General features: G+C 72.1%; 20 protein-coding genes. 8 read left to right on the plus strand and 12 right to left on the minus strand.

All coding sequences use genetic code 11. The features are described from left to right. Positions 1-35: 35 nt before the first annotated feature. Positions 36-1,661: a serine/threonine-protein kinase gene (locus OHB00_RS02925; RefSeq protein ID WP_406430877.1), complete on the plus strand. Its 1,626-nt coding sequence runs from the start codon at positions 36-38 to the stop codon at positions 1,659-1,661. Here the strand turns inward: OHB00_RS02925 and OHB00_RS02930 are convergent. Beyond that, on the minus strand, positions 1,654-3,192 hold the full coding sequence (locus OHB00_RS02930) for an MFS transporter (protein WP_406430879.1): 1,539 nt from the start codon (positions 3,190-3,192) through the stop codon (positions 1,654-1,656). The two genes, OHB00_RS02925 and OHB00_RS02930, sit on opposite strands and share 8 nt — an antisense overlap. A 347-nt stretch (positions 3,193-3,539) precedes the next feature. On the opposite strand from OHB00_RS02930, the gene OHB00_RS02935 reads away from it, so the two are divergent. Continuing rightward, complete coding sequence (locus OHB00_RS02935; RefSeq protein ID WP_406430881.1) at positions 3,540-5,348, plus strand: arabinofuranosidase catalytic domain-containing protein; 1,809 nt, start codon at positions 3,540-3,542, stop codon at positions 5,346-5,348. Between the two features lie 93 nt (positions 5,349-5,441). Further along, entirely contained in the window at positions 5,442-6,230 is a 789-nt protein-coding gene (locus OHB00_RS02940; protein ID WP_406430883.1) for a DMT family transporter, read from the plus strand. Here OHB00_RS02940 and OHB00_RS02945 read toward each other — a convergent pair. The 3 genes from OHB00_RS02945 to OHB00_RS02955 all read right to left on the minus strand — a co-directional run bounded on the left by OHB00_RS02945 (position 6,201) and on the right by OHB00_RS02955 (position 8,603). Further along, on the minus strand, positions 6,201-7,145 hold the full coding sequence (locus tag OHB00_RS02945; RefSeq protein WP_406445591.1) for an Ig-like domain-containing protein: 945 nt from the start codon (positions 7,143-7,145) through the stop codon (positions 6,201-6,203). The genes OHB00_RS02940 and OHB00_RS02945 overlap by 30 nt on opposite strands. A 308-nt stretch (positions 7,146-7,453) precedes the next feature. After that, the gene (locus OHB00_RS02950; RefSeq protein WP_406430885.1) at positions 7,454-7,885 is read right to left on the minus strand and encodes a tautomerase family protein; all 432 of its coding nucleotides are present in this window, start codon (positions 7,883-7,885) and stop codon (positions 7,454-7,456) included. A gap of 88 nt (positions 7,886-7,973) precedes the next feature. Beyond that, positions 7,974-8,603 carry a carboxymuconolactone decarboxylase family protein gene (locus OHB00_RS02955; RefSeq protein ID WP_406430887.1) on the minus strand — a complete coding sequence of 210 codons (630 nt, stop codon included), beginning with the start codon at positions 8,601-8,603 and terminating at the stop codon, positions 7,974-7,976. Between the two features lie 88 nt (positions 8,604-8,691). Between OHB00_RS02955 and OHB00_RS02960 the strand changes: the two genes are divergently transcribed. Beyond that, on the plus strand, positions 8,692-9,597 hold the full coding sequence (locus OHB00_RS02960) for a LysR family transcriptional regulator (RefSeq protein WP_406445593.1): 906 nt from the start codon (positions 8,692-8,694) through the stop codon (positions 9,595-9,597). A 316-nt stretch (positions 9,598-9,913) separates the two neighbouring features. Here the strand turns inward: OHB00_RS02960 and OHB00_RS02965 are convergent, their stop codons facing one another. The 4 genes from OHB00_RS02965 to OHB00_RS02980 are packed head-to-tail and all read right to left on the minus strand — an operon-like array spanning position 9,914 to position 13,579. Continuing rightward, positions 9,914-11,350: a glycosyltransferase family 87 protein gene (locus OHB00_RS02965; RefSeq protein ID WP_406430889.1), complete on the minus strand. Its 1,437-nt coding sequence runs from the start codon at positions 11,348-11,350 to the stop codon at positions 9,914-9,916. Further along, complete coding sequence (locus tag OHB00_RS02970; protein ID WP_406430891.1) at positions 11,347-12,225, minus strand: class I SAM-dependent methyltransferase; 879 nt, start codon at positions 12,223-12,225, stop codon at positions 11,347-11,349. The genes OHB00_RS02965 and OHB00_RS02970 overlap by 4 nt, the downstream gene beginning before the upstream one ends. Then, positions 12,222-12,869, minus strand: a complete 648-nt coding sequence (locus OHB00_RS02975) for a DUF2064 domain-containing protein (protein WP_406430893.1) — start codon at positions 12,867-12,869, stop codon at positions 12,222-12,224. The genes OHB00_RS02970 and OHB00_RS02975 overlap by 4 nt, the downstream gene beginning before the upstream one ends. Beyond that, positions 12,866-13,579 (minus strand): glycosyltransferase family 2 protein, encoded by a 714-nt coding sequence (locus tag OHB00_RS02980; protein ID WP_406430895.1) that lies wholly within the window; start codon positions 13,577-13,579, stop codon positions 12,866-12,868. The genes OHB00_RS02975 and OHB00_RS02980 overlap by 4 nt, the downstream gene beginning before the upstream one ends. Before the next feature lie 139 nt (positions 13,580-13,718). Between OHB00_RS02980 and OHB00_RS02985 the strand changes: the two genes are divergently transcribed. The 3 genes from OHB00_RS02985 (at position 13,719) to OHB00_RS02995 (ending at position 16,488) form a co-directional block, all read left to right on the plus strand. Then, the gene (locus OHB00_RS02985) at positions 13,719-14,465 is read left to right on the plus strand and encodes a response regulator transcription factor (protein ID WP_406430897.1); all 747 of its coding nucleotides are present in this window, start codon (positions 13,719-13,721) and stop codon (positions 14,463-14,465) included. After that, complete coding sequence (locus tag OHB00_RS02990; RefSeq protein WP_406430899.1) at positions 14,455-15,567, plus strand: sensor histidine kinase; 1,113 nt, start codon at positions 14,455-14,457, stop codon at positions 15,565-15,567. The genes OHB00_RS02985 and OHB00_RS02990 overlap by 11 nt, the downstream gene beginning before the upstream one ends. Positions 15,568-15,759: 192 nt before the next feature. After that, a complete protein-coding gene (locus tag OHB00_RS02995; protein WP_406430901.1) occupies positions 15,760-16,488 on the plus strand; it encodes a hypothetical protein in 729 nt (242 codons plus the stop codon). A gap of 519 nt (positions 16,489-17,007) precedes the next feature. Here OHB00_RS02995 and OHB00_RS03000 read toward each other — a convergent pair. Continuing rightward, positions 17,008-17,733 (minus strand): SDR family oxidoreductase, encoded by a 726-nt coding sequence (locus OHB00_RS03000; protein ID WP_406430903.1) that lies wholly within the window; start codon positions 17,731-17,733, stop codon positions 17,008-17,010. Between the two features lie 94 nt (positions 17,734-17,827). Here OHB00_RS03000 and OHB00_RS03005 point away from each other — a divergent pair, with 94 nt between their 5' ends. After that, positions 17,828-18,397 (plus strand): TetR family transcriptional regulator, encoded by a 570-nt coding sequence (locus tag OHB00_RS03005; RefSeq protein ID WP_406430905.1) that lies wholly within the window; start codon positions 17,828-17,830, stop codon positions 18,395-18,397. A 65-nt stretch (positions 18,398-18,462) separates the two neighbouring features. On the opposite strand, the gene OHB00_RS03010 is transcribed toward OHB00_RS03005, so the two are convergent. The 3 genes from OHB00_RS03010 to OHB00_RS03020 form a co-directional block, all read right to left on the minus strand. Then, entirely contained in the window at positions 18,463-19,137 is a 675-nt protein-coding gene (locus OHB00_RS03010) for a formylglycine-generating enzyme family protein (protein WP_406430907.1), read from the minus strand. Between the two features lie 118 nt (positions 19,138-19,255). Beyond that, positions 19,256-20,308, minus strand: a complete 1,053-nt coding sequence (locus OHB00_RS03015) for an NAD-dependent epimerase/dehydratase family protein (RefSeq protein WP_406430909.1) — start codon at positions 20,306-20,308, stop codon at positions 19,256-19,258. Between the two features lie 53 nt (positions 20,309-20,361). Beyond that, positions 20,362-21,003 carry a hypothetical protein gene (locus tag OHB00_RS03020; protein WP_406430911.1) on the minus strand — a complete coding sequence of 214 codons (642 nt, stop codon included), beginning with the start codon at positions 21,001-21,003 and terminating at the stop codon, positions 20,362-20,364. Between the last annotated feature and the right edge of the window lie 24 nt (positions 21,004-21,027).

Here is a 21,027-nt window from a genome sequence, read left to right on the forward strand (position 1 = left end):
CCACGTCGCGACGCGCTCACCGCCCGGAGACGTTCATGAGAAGTCTCGATCCCACGGATCCGCCCGCTGTCGGCGGCTACCCCCTGCTCGCACGGCTCGGGGACGGAGGCATGGGGCAGGTCTTCCTCTCCCGTACGTCCTCCGGCCGGCCGCTCGCGCTGAAGACCGTGCGGAGCGAGTTCGGTCTGGATCCGGGCTTCGAGGAACGGTTCGCTCGTGAGATCGCCAGCAGCGACCAGGTCCGTTCGCCGTGGACGGTCGCGGTCGTCGACTTCAGCGCGCCGGGGCAGCGGCCGCAGTGGCTGGCCACGGAGTACGTCGCGGCGCCCACCCTCGCCGACTGGGTGCGCCGGCACGGTCCGCTGCCCGAGGCCTCGGTCCGTGTCCTGGGAGCGGAACTCGCCGAGGGGCTGCGGGCCGTGCACCGGGCGGGTCTCGCGCATCGGGACGTGAAGCCGTCCAACGTGCTGCTCGGCCGCCGCCGTCCGCTGCTCATCGACTTCGGCATCGCCCGTGCCGCCGACCACACCCGCCACACCCGCACGGGCGGCGTCATCGGTTCCCCCGGGTACATGGCTCCGGAGCAGGTCACGGGCGGGGCCGCGGGGGAACCCGGTGACGTCTTCTCGCTCGCCGCGGTGCTGGTGTACGCGGCTACCGGCGAGGGGCCCTTCCTGCGTCGCGGGGAGGAGGCGTCGGCGGCGCAGCTGCTCTACCGGATCGCACACGAGGAACCCCGGCTCGACGACGTACCGCCGGCCCTGCGGCCGGTACTGGCGGCCTGTCTGCGGAAGGCCCCGCAGTCCCGCCCGACGGCACCGGAGTTGATGGAGCGGCTCGGGCCCGACACCGGGGAGTGGGTCACCGTTCCGCCGCCGGGTCTGGCCGAGGACCTCGCCGCACGGGAGGGCGAGTTGCGGGGCCTGCTGGAGGTGCCGACCGCCGCCGTGCCGCCGCCGGTCGCGCCCGCGACGCCGGTTGCGCCCGCGATCCCGGGGTTCGGGCCGCCGCCGGTGTACGGTCCTGCGGCCGGGACCGGCACAGGGCCGGTGCCTTTCGTCCCGGGCGGTGCCGCTGTTCCTGCTGCCGCCCGGCCCCGGACCGCGGTCGTGGCCGGGGGCGTGCTGGCCGTCGTCGCGGCCGTCGCCGTGGCGGTCTGGATGGGCGGAGCCGGGGACGGGCAGGCCGGCGACGGTACGTCCCCGCCGTCGGTGCGCTCCCCGTCCGCCTCCCGGTCGTCGTCCGGCTCGGCCGCGGCGAACGCGCTGCCCGCGTCCTGGGTGGGGACCTGGCAGGGCACCGGTCTAGGCAGCACCGCGGGCGACGGGGTGTTCAACGCCCGTACGACGAAGGTGTCCGTGACCCTCACCCTGCACGCCGCGAGACGGGGTGATCTCGTGGGCCGCCAGGTCAGTCATGTGACCGAGGCGGGCAGCGGGAACGACATCGGCTGCACCGAGACCCTGCGGCTGCAGGAGACCCACGCGACGTCCATGGTGTTCCAGGCGGTCACCAGTACCCCCACGGACCCCTCGCTGGGCGTGGTGTGCAGAGCGGGCAACGTCTACACGCTGGCCAAGGACGGAGCGGACACCCTGGCGCTCGGCGACGAGGGCAGCCAGACGGCGGGGTCCCCGGCCCACCTCAGGCGCGTCACCTGAGCCGGTCCGACACGGGGCGACACGCGTCGTACAGCTCCTCCGAGGTGCTGATCAGCCGGCGCTGCTCCGCGCGTGAACCGACCATGGGGCGGGAGCCGTTGAGCGGGACCTGGGCGCTCTCCGGGAGGAAACGGACGGTGAGCAGGCCGATCGCGCCGGCCAGCATCAGGTAGTAGGCGGGCATCAGATCGTCGCCGGTGAGGTTGACCAGTGCGGCGGTCACCAGCGGTGTGGTGCCGCCGAACGCCGCGACCGCGATGTTGAAGCCGATGCCCATGGCCGCGTAGCGGACGGCCGTCGGGAAGAGGGCGGGGAGGGTGGCGGCACTCGGCGCGGCGAAGCACGCCAGCAGGGTGGCGAGGATCAGCACGCCGAGGACGGGCGGCCAGGTGCCGTCCATCCTGATCAGCAGGAAGGACGGCACCGCGAGCAGGATCATGGCGGCCGCGGAGACCCCGTAGACGGGACGCCGTCCGATCCGGTCGCTGAGCCGGCCGATGAAGGTGATCAGTACGACGATCCAGACCATGCCGGTCAGCACCAGGAGGTCGGCCGAGCTGCTGGAGCGGTGCAGGGTCTCCGTCTGGTACGTCGGGAGATACCCGGTGACCATGTAGTTGGTGACGTTGTACAGCAGCACCAGGCCCATGCAGATGAGCAGCGCCGGCCAGTGCCGCGTGACGATGGTCCGGAACTCACTGTGCGCCGATTCCTGGGCGAGCTCCTTCTCCTGTGCGTCGAGCTGCTGCTGGAAGGCCGGCGACTCCTCCAGTTTGAGCCGCATGTAGAGGCCGATCACGCCCAGGGGGCCGGCGATCAGGAACGGCAGACGCCAGCCCCAGGTGAGCATCTGCTCGTCGGTGAGCAGGACGTTCAGCAGGGTGACCAGGGCGGAGCCGAGGGCGTAGCCGACGAACGTGCCGAAGTCGAGCCAGCTGGAGAGGAACCCGCGGCGCCGGTCCGGGGAGTACTCCGCGACGAACGTGGTCGCGCCGCCGTACTCGCCGCCGGTGGAGAAGCCCTGGACCATGCGGGCGAGGAGGAGCAGGATCGGCGCGGCGATGCCGATCGTGGCGTAGCCGGGGATGACGCCGATGGCGAAGGTGCCCAGCGCCATCATGATCATGGTGGTGGCGAGCACCTTCTGCCGGCCGACCCGGTCGCCGAGCGGGCCGAAGAAGAGTCCGCCGAGGGGCCGTACGACGAAGGCGGCCGCGAAGGTGGCGAACGAGGAGACCACCTGGGCCCCGGGTGAGGCGCCGGGGAAGAAGACCTTGCCGATGGTGGCGGCCAGGTAGCTGTAGACGCCGAAGTCGAACCACTCCATGCAGTTGCCGAGCGCGGACGCGCCGACCGCCCGCCGCAGCAGCGGGGGTTCCACGATCTGGACGTCGGCGCTGCGGAAGGCCCGCCTGTTCCGCCGTAGCCTGCGGACGAGTTCGTCGCGGACCTGCCGGGGCAACTTGTCGGCCGGCCCCGGCGCACCCACCGGATGGGGTGCGCGGATCCCGTCGGGTACGGTTTCGGACACGTTGCCTCCCCGGTTCCGCGATCAGTTGTTCGCCGAAGCGAATCCCGTGGCGGATGTGACCTCGCCACACGAGAACCGGCTGCCCCACAACGGCGATGTCACACGCAGGGCCTGTGCTCTTGCAACCAGCGCACATCCGGGCTTGGTCTGAACCAAAATAAGGAAACAAATATTGACGCGGCCGAACAGCGTGCGTAGGTTCCGGGCCGAGCCGATCGAAGAGCTGTGCCGCCGCGCGTCGATGCGGCCGACCCCCACTCCAGCTTCGAAGGGACGTCCATGGGTGGTTTCCGGTCCGTCTGGAATGTCATGAACTCGCCAAGAGGGTGGGGCCCCGGCTTCTTGCCGTGTCGGCCTGCCTCGGTCTCGCTCTCGGGCTGCTGCTCGGGTTCCCGGCCGCCTCGCAGGCCGCCGGCTCGCTGCCGTGCGACATCTACGCGGCGGCCGGCACCCCGTGCGTGGCCGCGCACAGCGTCACCCGCGCGCTGCTCTCCTCGTACGACGGCCCCCTCTACCAGGTGACCCGCGTCGCGGACGGGGCGACCGCCGACATCGGGCCGCTGGCACCGGGCGGGTACGCCGACGCGGCGGCCCAGGACGGCTTCTGCGCGGGCAGCGGCGGTTGCCGGATCACGAAGATCTACGACCAGAGCGGCCGGCACAACGACCTCACTCCCGGGCCCGCCGGCACCTCCGGCATGGGTGCCGACCGGGGTGCCGACGCGTCCGAGATCGCCGTCACCGCGGGCGGACACAAGGTGTACGGGCTGTGGATCTCGCCCGGAGTGGGCTACCGCTACACCGGTGTCGCCTCGGGTGTCGCCGTCGGCGGTCAGCCCGAGGGCGCCTACATGGTGGCCAGCGGCACCCATGTCGGATCCGCCTGCTGCTTCGACTACGGCAACGCCGAGAGCACCCCGGCCGACACCGGCAACGGCCACATGGACGCCGTGTCGATCGCCACCACCTGCTATTTCGCGCCGTGTACCGGCAGCGGCCCGTGGGTGGAGGCCGACCTGGAGAACGGCATGTTCCAGGGCGACAACGGCTCCAACACGGCGAACCAGGGGAACGGCAGCACCTTCGTCACCGCCGTGCTGAAGAACGACGGGCAGACCCGGTACGCGCTCAAGGGCGGTGACTCCCGGTCCGGCGGTCTGACCACCTGGTGGAACGGGGCGCTGCCGACCCGGGGCGGCTACCGGCCCATGCAGCAGGAGGGCGGCATCATCCTGGGCATCGGCGGCGACAACAGCAACTGGAACCGGGGCACCTTCTTCGAGGGCGTCATGGTCTCCGGCTATCCCACGGATGCCGCCGAGAACGCCGTCCAGGCGAACATCGTCTCCGTCGGTTACAGCGGCGGGACGGACGTCCCGAACGGTCCCCAGGGGACGATCACCGGGCCGGGCGGCACGTGCGTGGACGTGGCCGCCGACGACACCGGCACCGACGGCGCCGCCGTACAGCTGTGGGACTGCCAGACGTACGCCGAGGACCAGCACTGGACGCACAACCCGGACGGATCACTGTCCACCCTCGGGCGATGCCTCGACATCGAGGGCAACGGCACGGCGGGCGGGGCCAGGCTCGAACTGTGGGACTGCAACGGGGTCGGCGGCCAGAAATGGGTCCAGCAGGCCGACGGCTCCCTCCTCAACCCCCAGTCCGGACGCTGCCTCGACTCCCCCAGCGGCGCCACCGCCAACGGCACCCGGCTGCAGATCTGGGACTGCAACGGTTCCGGCGCGCAGAAGTTCTCGGTGAACGGCGGCGGGCCGGTCAAGGGCCCGGGCGGCACGTGCGTGGACGTGGCCGCCGACGACACCGGCACCGACGGCGCCGCCGTGCAGCTGTGGGGCTGCCAGTCGTACGCGGTCGACCAGCACTGGTACCACGGCTCGGACAACTCCCTTTCCACACTGGGGAGTTGCCTGGACATCGTGGGCAACGGCACGGCGAACGGCACCAAGGTCGAACTGTGGGACTGCAATGGCGTCGGCGGCCAGAAATGGGTCCAGCAGGCCGACGGCTCCCTCCTCAACCCCCAGTCCGGACGCTGCCTCGACTCCCCCAGCGGCGCCACCGCCAACGGCACCCGGCTGCAGATCTGGGACTGCAACGGTTCCGGCGCGCAGGCCTTCGGACTGAGCTGACCCGCCTGGTCCGGCGCGCTCCGCCGACGGCGGGGCGCGTCGGGGCGGGTCGCAGCGCGTCGGGGCGACGGAATGCGCGAGTCCGCTCGGGGTGTGAGGCTGCTCATCGCCGCGGCCCGCGACCTCGCCAGGACCGTGGCCCACTGTGCCAAGGCGCTGGGGCTGCGGCACGCGGTCGCCGACCTGTTCGAGCGCTTCGTGCCGGGCCCGGTCCGGTCGGCCGGAGCCGTTTCGCCGCCGGGGTCTCGTCGCCGGGCCGCGCGCCGGGTCACTCGCCGCCTGGAGTACGTGCCGGCCTCGGCCGGTGTCAGCAGATCAAGCAGGTGGCGTTCGTCGCGCTTGTGGTCGGTGAAGGCCCGGTCGATGAGTTCGCACCCCGCTGTGGCGAGGGCGACGATCCGGCCGCGCTGGTCGTCGTCGGAACGGCGGCGGGTGCACGTCCTGACCAAGCGGTGGAGCGCCGGTGCCGACGTGCTCGCCTCGACCGCCTGGCAGCTCACGGCGGGCGGCCTCGTCCTGCTCCCGGTCGCCGCGCTGGCCGAGGGCCCGCCGCCCGCGCTCTCCCGAGCGGCGCTTGTGGCGTTCGGCTACGTGTCCCTCATCGCCACCGCGCCGGCCTTCGTCGCCTGGTTCACCGGGCTACGGCATCTGCCCGCGGGGACGGTCGGCCTGACAGGTCTGCTCAACCCCGTCACGGGCGTCCTGCTCGGCACAGCGGTCGCCGGAGAGGTGCTGACGGTTCAGCAGGTGTCCGGACCGGTCCTGGTCCTGACCGGAGTCGTCCTGGGCCGGCCCGGGCGGGAAGACGCGCCGCCTCCCCCGGAAGGGAGCCGGCGCCCGTCCCGCCCGGAGTCACAGTGCGCTGGTCGTCTGCTCTCCTGAAGCGCTGCCCGTGAGCCACTGGTCCCAGCCCAGGTTGAAGTCGGCGTAGCCGTTGTCGGCCGGGGCCTTGCCCCGCGGCGAGCCGGTGATGGTGACGGGGTCGCCCTGCTTGACCTCGCCGTAGAACCACTTGGCGTCCGACAGGGACAGGTGGACGCAGCCGTGGGAACCGCGGGCGCTGCCGCTGCCCGGGTTGGGGTCGCCGGTCGAGTAGTGCACGTAGGTGCCCGACTGGGTGAGGTGGACGTCCCAGGGCAGCGTCAGGTCGTAGAAGTTGGGGCTGCCCTTGTCGCAGCTGATGCCGACGCTGCAGGAGGTCATGTGCACCTTCTCCTGCTTGTCGATGACGGCCATCGTGCCGTCCCACGTCGGGTACTGGGCGCTGCCCGCGTTGATCGACAGGGTGCGCACCGTCTGGCCGTTGCGGGTCACCTTCATGGTGTGGCCGGTCACCGAGACGTCGGCGCGCACATCGTCGCCGATGGTGAAGGTGTGCGTGTAGCCGTGCACGCCGTAGCGTCCGTTGCCGTTGCTGACACCCGTCATGTCGGCGTCGATCCGCACCTTCGTACCGGAGGGCCAGTAGGTCTTCGGCCGCCAGTCGGCGCGCCTGTCGCCCATCCAGTGCCAGGCGCCGTCCACCGGCTGCGAGGTGCTGACCTTCATGTGCTTCTCGACCGTGGCCCGGGCCTTCGCCGCCACCGGGTTCGTGAAGATGACCGAGATCGGCATGGCCACGCCGACCGTGGTGCCCGTCTGCGGGGTGATCGTGTCCAGCAGCATCGGCGGGCCGGCCGGCTTCGTGGGACTGGGCGAGGCGCTGGCGCTCGGCTTCCCCGACGCCGCCTTGTTGGCGTCGTCCCCGCTCGCCTTGTCGCTGCCGCCACCGCCGCAGGCGGTCACACCCACCAGCATTGCGACCGTACCGACTGCGATGCCTATGCCGCCCTTGCGCCGTCCCACGCCTGCCCCACTCATCATCTCGCTCCGCGGCCTCGACAGGCCCCACTGTCCGTCAGACTGCCGGAGTACCCCGTGCAGTTCCGCATGGTACGTAAAACTTGGATCAAGACGCGCTTTACGGCCGCGGACGGGAACCGACGGAGTCCGGCCAGCACTGCACGGTGAGCCTGGCCCGGTCGATGTGGTGGGGGGGTTACCCAACGTCGGTGGGGTCGGGTTCGAGCTCGGGCAGGTCGTGGGCGGGGCGATCGACGCCGACCTCAGCTCGTGGCCTCGGCGCCGGTGAGAACGTCGTTCATGCGCTCGTCGTAGCCGGTGGTGGGGTTGACGACGCGGCCGGCGGCCCACCAGTTCTCTCGGGCTGTTTCGGTGATCATCATCAGGAGGTCCTCTTCGGGGACGTCGGCGAACAGCCGGAGGTTGTCCACGACCGCCTGGAACAGTTCGGCCTTCTGCTCGGCGGTGCGGTGGTTGAAGGACAGCTGGATGAGCATCGTGCGCTCGCTGCGGCGCAGGCCGAACACGACCGGCTGCATCTGGAAGTTGTCGGGCGAGACCTCGTGGAAGACGTGAAACTGGTCGTCCTGGGGGATCTTCAGCACGTCGACCATCGCCTTGTGGACGCCCAGGGACACATTCCGGCGGTACTCGGGGCTGGTCCCCCGGCGCAGGTAGACGTTGATCAGAGGCATGGTCTGTTGCCTTCCTTCTCTTTCCGGTTCTTTGCCGGGTCGGTTGACTTCTGGTTCGAATCGCCGACGACGCCTGCGATTCGGCGTCTCAGGTGGCGAGCGCCCGGCTGTGGCCCGAGGAGGGAGCCGGTACCTGGAAGCAGGCCAGCAGGGCTGAGGTACTGAGGTAGTGACCGACGAGATTGACCAGGGCGATGAGTGTGTCCGTCCCGAACGCCGCTACTGCCTCGTCATAGAGGTCGTCCGCCACGTGATGGTCACGGACCAGCGCGGCGGCCAGACGGTGCGCGAGATCAGTGTCAGTGCGCAGACCGCGGGGAGCCTCGCCATGGAGCAGGGATGCGATGGCCTGGTCTGGCAGGCCGGCCTGCTCGGCAGCCGCAGTGTGGGCGTACAGCGCGTACTCGGCCCGCCAGTGAGCGGCCACGGTGAGGATGACCACCTCTCGGACATCCGCCGGAATGCCGGCCCGGGTGAGTGCCTGGGCCCACTCCAGCAGAGGCCGGGCGATGTGCGGAGTGCGCAGCAAGGCGTTGAACGGGCCGATGAACCGCCCGTCGGGCAGGCAGGCCGCGTAGCCCGCCTCTTCCGCGCTGCGCGCCCGTGTGGCCTGCAGACGGTCGCGCAGTGCGCGCTGTGCTTCGTCGAGGGCATCGGGAGGAAGGAGGGGCAATCGGCCGCCCAGGCCGGAAGTCCCGTTGCCGGGGTGCTCGTTCATGCCCTCCACGCTAGGAACGCTGGAGACATTCCGCCAACGAATGTTCGGCATAATGGATATGACGATTGCTCATGGAGACCTCATGGAGATGACGCTGGTCGGGCTGCGGGTACTGCGCGAGGTGGCGGAGCGGGGTACCTTCACGGCTGCGGCGGACGCGCTCGGGTACACGCAGTCGGCCGTCTCCCGCCAGATGGCCGCGCTGGAACAGGCGACCGGCGCCCGGCTCTTCGACCGCCACGCCGGCGGCGTCCGGCTGACCGGCCCAGGCCGTGCCCTGCTGCGGCACACCGTCGTCGCCCTGGACGCCCTGGAGGCTGCCGACCGGGAGTTTCGCGGAGCGGAGGAGGTCGAGAGGGGCCGCGTCCGGCTCGGCTTCTTCCCCACCGCCGGAGCGGTGATAGTGCCTCGTGCCCTGGCGACGCTGCGCCAGGAGCACCCACACATCCAGGTGACGACACGTGAGGCGACCACTCCCTCGCTGGTGCGCGCGCTGCGCGCCGGCTCCCTGGATCTCGCGATCCTCTCCTCCAGGCCACCGCACCGCTCGCCCGACACCGACGATCCGCCTCTGCGCGTCGAGCCGCTGCTGGAAGTACACCTGGCTGTGGCGGTGCCGACAGACAGCCCGTTCGCCGATCGGGGCAGCGCCGGCGTTGCGGAGATCGCTCGCGAACCGTGGATCGCCAGTCCGGGCAGCGCGGACGAGCCGCTGCTCGGCGTCTGGCCCGGTCTGCCCGGGCGGCCCACAGTCCGCCATACTGCCCGCGACTGGCTGACCAAGCTCCACCTGGTCGCGGCCGGCGCCGGCATCACCACAGCCACGCCGGCGCTGCTGCCCGTCGTGCCGCCAGGCGTAAGCCTCGTGCCCGTCGAAGGCGTCGCGGAGGAGGTGCGACGCGTCAGTCTGGTGCGCATGCCTGGTCCCCTCAAGGCACCCACGCAGGCGCTGGCACGCACCCTGCGCCGGCAAGCCGCCGACCTCGCCGACTGACCGTCCTGGATCTGGAGCCCCTTCCGACCCCAGTGCGATGTGGGGTGAAGGCCGAGCAAGGCCTTGATCAGGTCGGCACCGCGACGCCGACCGCGCTCCGGCGGCGCTCCCCCAGCAGTACGAGGACTGGGAGACCGAGACCGTGCGCGCCCTCGGCCGGGCCCGCTCAGGAACCCGAGGCGCCCTCCAGTCCACCTGCCCCGCCCAGCCTCGGACCGAGCGGACGAGGCTGAACACGACGTCGTAGAGGGCACCCACGACTCCGCCTGCCCGGCTCATACGTTCCCGCAGTTTGCCGCGCGAGTGGGCCGGGGCGTCAGTCCCGTACCGGACGGAAGCGCAGGCAGGCGCCGGCCGTGACGACCACGGCGGCCGCGCCGTACGTCCACGCCTGGAGGGGGAAGCCGGGCAGGAGCCGGCCGGCGAGGTAGAGGACGGTGCCGGCGAGGGTGACGGTGAGCCACTCCCAACGGCCGTCCAGGGCCACGAGGGCGACGACGAGCAGGGAGTACCAGGGGTAGCTGGGTGAGAAGAGGAGCAGCGCGGTGCCGGTCAGCAGCAGGGCGCCGTGCCAGGGGCGGGCGGGGTCTCCGCGCCACCACACGTACAGCGCGGTGAGTGCCAGCAGTACCGCGGCCGTCACCGCGGCGGCGGTGTCCGGCAGGATCAGTCGCAGCAGGGCGAAGCGGTGTACGTTCCCTGACTCGTAGCCCTCCTCGTGCAGGTATCCGGGCAGATACCCCAGGACGCCGGTGCCGGAGGCGATGACGTAGGGCAGGTAGGCGAGCGCGACAGCGGCGACGGCGGAGGCCGTGACGCGCAGCACGCGCGCCGGACCGCGCTGTCCCGACAGGGCGCCGGGCAGGGCCAGGACGGGCAGGATCTTCACGGCGATCGCGACGCCGAGCAGGGCCCCGCGGCGGGCGCCGGCGGTCCTGGCGCCGAGCGCGAGCACGACGAACAGAACGCCGAGCGTGTCGATGTGGGCGTTGTTGACCGCTTCGAAGGCGACGGCCGGGCACCATGCCCACAACGCGGCCCGCGCCGGGGCCCGCTGCGGATCGCCGCGTCGGCGCAGGACGGCCAGCAGGGCCACGGTGGTGCCGAAGGCCAGGGCCGCGCCGCCGACCTGGAGCGGCTTGTGGCGGCTGCCGGGCGGGGAGACGGCGTGCACGGCCAGGAACCAGCCCTCGGCCACGGGCGGGTAGATGGTGGGCACGGTGGGACGGTTCATGCGTACGCACAGGCCGCCGGCGGTGTGTGTCAGTCCCCAGTCCGTGCAGGCTCCTTCGGTGGGGAAGAGCCAGCCGTCGCGCAGGCGGGCCAGTTCGGGTGCGGCGGGCGGGTAGGCGTAGGGGGAGATTCCGGCGGCCTGGACGCGGCCGTCCCAGGCGTATCGGTACATGTCGTTGCTGGTGCGCGGCGGCGCGGCGAGACCGGCCACGGCGACGGCGGCGGCGCCGAGCAGGACCAGGACGGTCGCGGCCCGGGCCGGAACCCTGCGTACCGTCCACACGGCGGCGGCGAACAGCGCCCAGGCGACGGCGTATCCGACCAGCAGGCGGGCGGGCGCGCTGTGGTTGTCGCCCGCGTGCAGGGTGTCGACGACGACGGCGGTGAGCGCGGCGAGGAGTACGGCGGTGGCGGTGACGGCGAGCGGGGCCGTCCGGCGGTTCGCCAGAGCGGCGGGGTGGCTGGGCGGTGCCGCGGAGGACCAGGACTCCGGTGGACGGCGGCTGGTGGTGTCGGTCATGGCCGTTCGCCCGCCGGGAGGGACGTGGCGGCGCTCTCGTCCTCGGTCGTGGCGTGCCCCTTGTGCGGCACGGCAGGCCGCTCCGGCCCGGCGTTCGGGCGGTGGAGTTCCACGAGGGGACGGCTGTCCGCCGTCCACTTGTCTGTGACGATCCAGCCGGTGGCGTGGGCGGTGTGGAGCAGTGCCGTCACGCCGACACGAGCCCAGGGGAAGGGCCGGCCGTGGCGGCCGTGGGCGTCCTCGACGCGGACGGTCAGGCGTTCGTCCACGTCGTCGCCGGCTGCCTCGGCCAGCAGACGGCCGCCGGGGCGGACCAGGTCACGCAGGCGGGTGAGGAGGGTCTCCGGGTCGCCGCCGATGCCCACGTTGCCGTCCATCAGCAGGATGGTGTCCCAGCGGTTCTCCCTCGGCAGCCGGTCGAAGACGGAGCGGCGCAGGGCGGTTCCGCCGAGTCGCCGGGTCCGGGCGACGGCGGCCGGGCTGACGTCCACGCCGAGGGCCGGGAATCCGCGTGCGGCCAGGGCGGCCACCAGGCGCCCGGGTCCGCAGCCGACGTCGAGTACGTGCCCGGTGCAGCGGCGCAGGGCATCGGTGTCGGCGGCGTCGGGGGCGGCGCACCAACGCTCCACGTCCAGCGGCAGCAGTTCCACGGCCCCTGGGGCGCCCGGTGCCGTGCGGCGCAGATACAGCGGCCCGCGGCCGGTGCGCAGGGCCTGGGCGTAGGGGTCTTCCACCCAGGGTTCGCCGGGCTCCGAGGGAGCGAGCGGCTGGGCAGGCTCCGCGGGGGCGACGACCCGTGCGGACAGCGGGCGGACGGACAGCGGCTGTGGTCCGGACAGCGTCGGCTCGGCGGTTCTGGTCGCGGTACCGGTCACCGGGCGACCTCGGCGAGCGAGGTCAGCATGGCGGCGAAGCGTGATCCGGGCGGGCAGAGGCCCGCCACGGAGGCGGCGTCCGCCGCGGTGTCGACGTCGCGCAGGAGCGGCAGGTCACGGACCGACAGGCCCGCGTCGACGAGCCTGCGGCGCTGGATCGCGCCGGTGCGGTCCGTCGACATCGGAACACCCCGCACCACGGATCCGGCGCGGGAGGGGTCGGCGAGGCCCAGGGCCCAGAAGCCGCCGTCGGCGGCCGGCCCGAACCAGGCGTCGTGGCCGTCCGGGCCGATGCCGGCCAGCAGTTCCCCGGTCAGCTGCGGGGTGTCCATCCCGACCAGCAGCGCGGGACCGTCGTCGCAGCAGGCGAAGGCGCCCGTGATCCGCTCGTCCAGCCCTCCGGAGACCTGCGGGACGACGTCGAAGCCCCGTGGCAGCCAGGGACCCGGCTCTCCGTCGAGGACGAGGACCCTGCGCCGGGCAGGCACCCGGAGCACCGCGTCGAGGGTGTCGCAGAGGGACGCCTTGGCCAGGGCGGCGGCCTCCTGCGGCGTGTAGGGCGGGGTGAGCCGCGTCTTGACCCGTCCGGGTACCGGTTCCTTGGCGATGACGAGCAGCGTGGGCCGCCCTGCGGAAGCGGTCATCGCGCGGCTCCCGCCACCGCGGCGGCCGACCCGGTCACGGGCTGCTCGGCGAGGACCGCACGCATGTCGCGGACCGCCTGCCAGGTGCCGCGCCAGGTGCCGGTGACCTTCGAGCGGCCCGTACGCGGCTGGTACGGCACGTCCGTCTCGTACACGCGCCAGCCGGCGTCGGCGGCGCGGACCACCGTCTGCAGCGGGTAGCCGGAGCGCCGGTCGGTCAGCTCCAGGGCCAGCAGCGCCTCGCGGCGGGCCGCGCGCATGGGGCCGAGGTCGCGCAGGCGCAGCCCGGTGCGACGGCGGATCAGGCGGGCCAGTTCCAGGTTCGCCAGCCGGGCGTGGGTCGGCCAGGCCCGGCGTGCGGTGGGCCGACGCCGGCCCAGGACCAGGTCGGCGGAGCCGTCCAGGACGGGACCGGCCACCCGGGGCAGCAGCCCGGGGTCGAGGGAGGCGTCGCAGTCGCAGAAGCAGACGACGTCGGCCGTGGCGGCCGACAGGCCCGTGTGGCAGGCGGCGCCGAAGCCGCGCCGCGGTTCGTGGACCACGTACGCCCCGAGGTCGCGGGCGATGTCGGCGGAGCCGTCGGTGGAGCCGTTGTCGACGACGATCGCGCGCCAGGTGGGCGGGATCCGTTCCAGGACCCAGGGCAGGGCCTCGGCTTCGTCGAGGCAGGGCAGCACGACGTCCACAGGGGGAGGGGGTGTCTCGATCACGCCACTCACCTTACGAACGCAAAGAAGACATAAGGGATTTGGAGTCCTTACGGATCGCTGACGTCGCAGTTCCTTACGGATCGCTGACGTGTGCGGCCGAGACCGGTGCCGGTGCGAGGCCGGTGCGAGACTTGATGGCGTGAAACGCGTACTCGTCGTGGACGACGACCCGACCGTCTCCGAGGTCGTCGCCGGATATCTGGGCCGGGCGGGCTTCGCCGTCGCCGTGGCGGCCGACGGGCCCACCGCCGTGTCCCTGGCCGCCGCCCGGCCACCCGACCTCATGGTGCTGGACCTGATGCTGCCCGGCATGGACGGGCTGGAGGTGTGCCGCCGCGTCCGGGAGGACGGCCCCCTGCCGGTGATCATGCTGACCGCGCGGGGCGACGAGGAGGACCGCGTCCTCGGCCTGGAGGTCGGCGCCGACGACTACGTCACCAAGCCCTTCAGCCCCCGCGAGCTGGTCCTGCGCGTGGAGTCCGTGCTCCGCCGCGCCGGGTCGATCTCGGACGTCCGGACCGCGCCCGCGGCGCCGTGGCTGCATAGCGGGCCGCTCACCCTGGACCCCACCGCCCGCCGCGCCACCCGCCACGGCGCCGAACTCGCCCTCACCATTCGCGAGTTCGACCTGCTGGAGTTCTTCCTGCGGCACCCCGGTCGGGCGACGAGCCGCGAGGAGCTCATGAACCAGGTGTGGGGGTGGGAGTTCGGCGACCTGTCGACCGTCACCGTCCACGTACGGCGGCTGCGCGAGAAGATCGAGGACGACCCCGCCCAGCCCCGTCTGATCAGCACCGTGTGGGGCGTCGGCTACCGCTTCGACCCTCCCGCGCCGGACGAAGCCGACGGGGAAACCGACGGGAGAGGAGCCGGCCATGATCGGTGACGTGCTGCTCATCGCCCTGTACGCGGCCATCGGCGCGGCGGCCGCCGGGCTGCTCGGCGCGGCGGCCCTGCGACTGCTGCGCGACCGGTCGGTCGCGCTGTCGCTGGCCGTGGTGGCGGCCGTCGCGGTCGCCGCGATGCTCGCCGGAACGATGCTGGTGTCCTGGGCGATGCTCCTCTCGGACCACGACCTGTGGGTGGTGACGATGGTCTGCTCCATGGCCGCCGTCGTCTCCCTCGCCGTGGCACTCCTGGTGGGCCGCAGTGTCGTCAAGGGCAGCCGGGCCCTGACCGAGGCCACCCGCGCCCTCGGCGACGACGGCAGCTTCGTCCCGCCCGCCGTCGCACCGACCGCCGAACTCGCCGGGTTGAGCGCCCAGCTGGCCGCCACCAGCGCCAAGCTGGCCGCCTCCCGGGAGCGGGAGAGGACGCTGGAAGCCTCCCGCCGCGAGCTGGTGGCCTGGATCTCCCACGACCTGCGCACGCCGCTGGCCGGACTCCAGGCGATGACCGAGGCGCTGGAGGACGGCATGGTCCAGGATCCGCGCGTCTACCACACCCGCATCCGCACCGAGGTCGGGCGCATGAGCGACATGGTCAGCGACCTCTTCGAACTCTCCCGCATCCAGGCCGGCGTCCTCGCCCTGACGCCGACCCGCATGTCGGTGTACGACCTGGTCGGCGACGCGATCGCGGGCGTCGACGCCCTGGCCAGGGAGCACGGCGTGCGGCTGGTGGGCACCGGGGTGGAGCAGGTACCGGTCGAGGTCGACGGCCGCGAGATGTCCCGCGTCCTGGCCAACCTCCTCGTCAACGCCATCCGCCGCACCCCCGCCGACGGCACCGTCGCGGTCTCCGCCCGCCGTGAGGCCGACCGAGTCGTACTGGCGGTGACAGACGGCTGCGGCGGGATCGCTCCGGAGGACCTGCCCCGGGTCTTCGACACCGGCTGGCGCGGCACCGACGCCCGCACCCCACCCGCCGGGGCCGGGCTGGGCCTGGCCATCGTGCGCGGGATCGTGGAGGCCCACCAGGGCCGGGCGGCGGTGCACAACGTGCCGGGCGGCTGCCGTTTCGAGGTCCACCTGCCCGCGACGGTCTGAGGCCGCGACAAGGCGAGCCCGGACCCCTTCGAGCCTGTTTCCGGGCTCCGGCGGCGATCTCTCCGAGGGCGACGCTCAGCCCCTGATGGGCTGATGTCAGGTCTTCGGCCGGCGCTTGGCTTCAGGGGAGAAATCCCTTCGCTGACGGTGACGCTGCCGTTCTAGGGTGACCGGGTGCTGAGCGAAAGTCAGATGAACGAGTTCGCCGAACGAGGCTTCGTCCTGCTTCCTCAGGTGGTGCAGGACGATCTTCTGGCCCAGGCAGCCAGGCGGATCGACGAGGTCATCGCCGTCGATCCGCCTCCCGCCGCCAAGCACGGCCACCACTTCTACTTCCTCCGGACCAAGGACGAGCCGGCGTTGCTGGCGCCTTTGACCGGCAGCCCTGCCTTCGGTCTCGCCGAGGAACTGGCCGGGACCGGGACGCTGAAGGTCCCTTGGCAGGTCCAGGTCGCGCTGAACATCCCGCCGTACGCACACCGTCCCTGTGGCCCCCACATCGATGCCGGCAGGCAGAAACCGACGGATGAGCCAGTGCAGGGCACCTTCACTCTCCTGGCCGGAATCCTGATGTCAGATCAGCTCACGGAGAACTCCGGAAACCTCTGGGTCTGGCCAGGCACCCATCTCAGCCACGCCGCGTACTTCCGCGACCACGGACCGCAGATGTTCTGTGCCTACCCACCGATCGGCCTGCCCGAGCCCGAACAGATCAAGGGGCGAGCAGGTGACCTGCTGCTTGCGCACTACCTCCTCGGCCACAACATCGGCGGCAACTACGAATCGGAGCAGACACGGCGTGCGCTGTACTTCCGGGTCAGCGCTCTGGACCATGCCTCCCGTCGAAACGGCTTTCTCCAAGACCCGTGGCTCGACTACGGGCCGATCAGGCTCCGGTCATCGCCGCCGGCCCGGCCTTGATCCGGAGATCGGCGGTCTCGCCTACGAGATCTGGGTTGAGCCCGCACAGAGGTCAAGTGAGCCTCCGCCAACGTGAATGTGCAGGTCAAGGGGCTGGTGTGGTCCGTTCTCGGGGCACTCGCGCTGTTCGCGGGCGGGAGTGCGCGGGGAAGATCATCCGTCAGCGGTTGACTTCGAGGCTCGCCAGGACGAGCAGAGCGCGCAGGAGTTGAGTGGCGGGGGCGGGATCGAAGCGAAGCTTGGTGACGTCCGCCAGTTCTCGTCGAGGCGGGCGGAGCCGTGCTCGACCGGCGCCCGTCCGACGGCGAGGACGCGGCCTGCTTCGTTCTGGCCCGGGGTGAGCGTGTGGGTGCGGCCGGCGGTGCAGCCGGGAGAACACGGGGTCGAGGAGATCGTTGCCCGGGCCCCGGAAGCCGAGGTCGGCCAACGCCCCGAGGCCGGCGTCGCGCAAGGTGCGTCCGCGAGGTCAGCCATGGTGCGAGATGAGGGATGCACGACTGGGGTGCTGAGCCGCTTCCGTCAGTTTCCGGTCAGGAGCAAGCCGCCGTCGACGGTGAGCACGGTGCCGGTGACGAACTGGTTCTCCATCAGGTGGAGGTTCGCCGCGGCGATCTGCTGCGGCTCGCCGATCGCGCCGGTGAGGGCGCGCCGCGCGAAAGCGTCGAACACGGCCGCACGCTGGGGTTCGGGAACAGCGTCCCACAGCGGGGTGCGGACGGCGCCGGAGCGAACGGCGTTCACGCGGACGGGTGCGAGGTCGAGGGCCAGCCCACGGACGAGGCCCTCGGTGGCCGCGGACCCGGCGGAGGCGAGGGCGGCGCCGGGGACCGGGCGGACGCCGACCGTGCCCGTGGTGAAGGTGATCGAGCCGCCGGGACGGATGCGCGGGGCCGCGTGCTTGGCGACGGCGACGGCTCCCCAGAACCGCACGTCGAAGGTGTGGCGGGCCTGGTCGAGCGGGAGTTCGGCGAGCGCGCGGCGATCGGGCTGGTCGCCGGCGGTGAACACCACGTGGTCGAGTTCGCCGACCCGGGCGAACAGCTCGGCGACGGCGGCCTCGTCGCGCACGTCGATTGCGGCGCCGTTGCACGAGTCCGGGAGTTCGGTGAGCGCGGCGTCGACGCGCTCCTTGCTGCTTGAGGCGATGGTGACGACGGCACCGGCTTCCGCAGCCGCGTGGGCCGTGGCCAGTCCCATGCCGGAACTGCCGCCGATGACGACGATGTGCTGACCGTTGAGTGCCATGGTGCTCCTCCTGGATCCGCCAAGCCGATGACTCATTGAGACATCACCCTAGCGCCTGATGTCGCAATGTGCCATCACTGTTAGAATCCTGGCTATGCCACGTTGGGAGCAGGGAGCGGAGGATCGGCTGCGCGAGGCCGCGCTGGCGCTGTTTCTTGAGTACGGGTACGAGAACGTCACCGTCGCGCAGATCACCGAGCGCGCCGGGCTGACGCGTCGCACGTTCTCCCGCTACTTCGCCGACAAGCGCGACGTGCTCTTCGCCGGCTCGGACCAGCTTCCGGCCGCCCTCGCCGACGCGGTGGCGGAGGCCGACGCCGCGCTCACGCCATTCGAAGCCCTGCTCGACGCGCTTGAGAAGGTCGGCGACGTACTGGCAGTACGGGTCGCCCCGCACGCCGCGCAGCGACAGGCCATCGTCGACAGCAGCACCGAACTCCAGGAGCGCGGCCGCACCAAGTTCGCCGCCGTCTCCGACGCCCTCGACGCGGCTCTCCGCCGGCGCGGAGCCACCCCACCGACGGCGGGCCTACTGGCGGACGTCGGCGTCGCCGTCTTCCGGACCGCGTTCGCCCGCTGGGTCGATGAACCCGACGCCGCCGCCTACTCGGCCCGGGTACGCGAAGCCGCCGACGAACTCGCCCACGCCCTCGACCGTCGCTGACCAGACCGCCTCGAACCCGAATCGACACCGGGCCCGAAGGTCTCTTGGCGTCAAACGACGCGCAGTCAGCACACCGCGGAACGTGCGATGCGGAGTCCGACGTCGTCGACCCGGAAAGTGGGGTGGCTGCGGCGCCTTACGGAGGCCCGGCAGCTCCAGTGCTCGTCGAACCAGCCGCCGCCGCGCAGTACTCGGTAGGTGCCGTAGACCTCAGCGTCGTAGATGTCCCAGCACCACTCCCACACGTTGCCGAGCATGTCGTGACATCCCCACGCGTTGGGTCGCATGCCGCCCACTTCGTGGATGCTCTCGTCCGAGTTGCCTCGATGCCAGGCGATCTCGTCGAGGGAGCCGTAACGCGGTCCGGTCGTACCGGCCCGGCAGGCGTGCTCCCACTCCGCTTCGGTCGGCAGCCGGTACCCGTCGGCAGTCAGGTCCCGTTCGATGTCTTCGCCGCCGGTCTGCAGGCGGTACACGGGCGTGAGTCCCTCTCGCTGGGACAAGGCGTTGCAGAACTGGACCGCATCCCACCAGGAGACGCCCTCGACGGGCAACTGATCACCGCGGGCGGTGCTCGGACGCTCGCCGGTGACCCGCGCGTACAACGCCTGCGTGATGGGGTACGTCGAGAGCTGGTAGGGGTCCAGCCCGACCGCCCAACTGCGCTGTGTCCGACGGTCCGACAGCTTGACCTGCCCCGCGGGGATTGCGATCATCTCGTACCCTGCACCCGTATGCATGACCAGACGATCTTACCGGCACCTTCGCTCGACGATCGCGCGACCAGCCTTCCAAGCGAAGGACGCGGTGATCGCACAGGACGGCGCGGCATGTCGGTTCAGGCAGGGATGACCGGGCTCACCCGGCTCGCAGGGCAGCCCCCGCGAACTCCGTCATGCCCTCCGCGAAGGCGATCCGCGGCTTCCAGCCCAGTTCGTCGCGGAGCCTGCGTGAGGAGGCGGTGATGTGGCGGACGTCCCCGAGCCGGTACTCCCCGGTGACGGCCGGTGCCGGGCCGCCGTACGACGCGGCCAGGGCGGCGGCCATCTCCCCCACCGTGTGCGGCTCCCCGCTGCCGACGTTGTAGGCCCGCACAGCGCCCTGCGCCAGGCCGGCCACTCCGTCCAGCGCGGCGAGGTTGGCCCCGGCCACGTCGCCGACGTGCACGAAGTCCCGCCGTTGACCGCCGTCTTCGAACACCCGCGGCGCCTCACCGCGCGCGAGCGCGGACCGGAACAGGGACGCGACGCCCGCGTACGGGGTGTCACGCGGCATACCGGGGCCGTACACGTTGTGGTAGCGCAGCGCGGCCACCCTCCCGCCCGTCGCACGCGCCCACGCGGCGGCGAGGTGTTCCTGGGCGAGCTTCGTGGCCGCGTAGACGTTGCGCGGATCGGACGGCGCGTCCTCCCCCACCAGTCCCGGCACGAGCGGCTCGCCGCAGTGCGGGCAGGGCGGTTCGAACCGGCCCGCGTCCAGGTCCGCCACCCGGCGCGGCCCCGGCCGGACGACACCGTGCCGGGAGCACTCATAGCGCCCTTCCCCGTACACCACCATGGAGCCGGCCAGCACCAGACGCCGCGCCCCGCCCTCGGCCATACCCGCCAGCAGTACCGCGGTACCGAGATCGTTGCAGGAGACGTAGTCCGGCGCGTCGGCGAAGTCCTTGCCGAGCCCGACCATCGCGGCTTGGTGGCAGACGGCGTCCACGCCGCGCAGGGCGTCGGCGACGGCCGCCGCGTCACGGACGTCCGTTTGCCGCCAGTCCACCCCTTCGGGGACCGGCGGGGCGGTGCGGTGGGCTGCGGGCAGCAGCGCGTCGAGGACGCGCACCTCGTGGCCGGCGCCGACGAGAGCGGTGACGATGTGCGAGCCGATGAAGCCCGCACCTCCGGTGACCAGGATCAACATGCCCCCGACCGTACGGCCGTGCGCGCGGCCGCTGGCCGTTCGGCGCGGGTACGTCAGCGGTTCGTAAGGCCTGAAGGTCGTGCCATGTCGTCTCCGGTCGTCGCCCCGCCCTCTTTCCGCCGCAACGTCGCCGCCGTCAGCAGGGCGAAGGCCAGCGCGAAGCCGAGCATGGTGAGCACGCCGCGGGGCCAGAAGATGTGGCTGTCGACGAACGACCAGCAGGCGGCGAACAGCACCACGGCACCCGGCAGTACCCGGGTCCCGTGGCGCCGGTACAGCACCGCGCACGTCGCGAGACAGGCCGCGGCCAGCGCGTACACGCCCGCCCGGCCCAGCTCGTCGCCGGTCGTGAACAGCCGCCCTGCCGCCCCGTGGACTCCGTGGTCCACCATGGTGCCCGCCGAGATCCCCGCGACGGCGTCCAGTCCGGAGTAGTACGCCGCGTAGCCCAGGCAGCCGGCCCATGCCAGCACCGTCAGGACTCCCTCGGCGTCGCGGTGCGGCCTGCCCCACAACGGGACCACCAGACCGAGCGCCAGGAAGGGGAACACCGGCAGCAGAACGACGTGCAGCCCGGCCCAGTGGCCCGCGGTCGACGCCGTGAGATGCCGGGGATGGACGAGGCCGGCGACGGCCAGCAACAGAGGGGCCGCCGTCACCAGCGCCGTCGTACGCAGAGCACGCAAGGATCGCATCCCGTCACCGTAGGAGGATGCGCG

It is taken from the genome of Streptomyces sp. NBC_00631 (assembly GCF_045206895.1).
Taxonomy (GTDB): domain Bacteria; phylum Actinomycetota; class Actinomycetes; order Streptomycetales; family Streptomycetaceae; genus Streptomyces.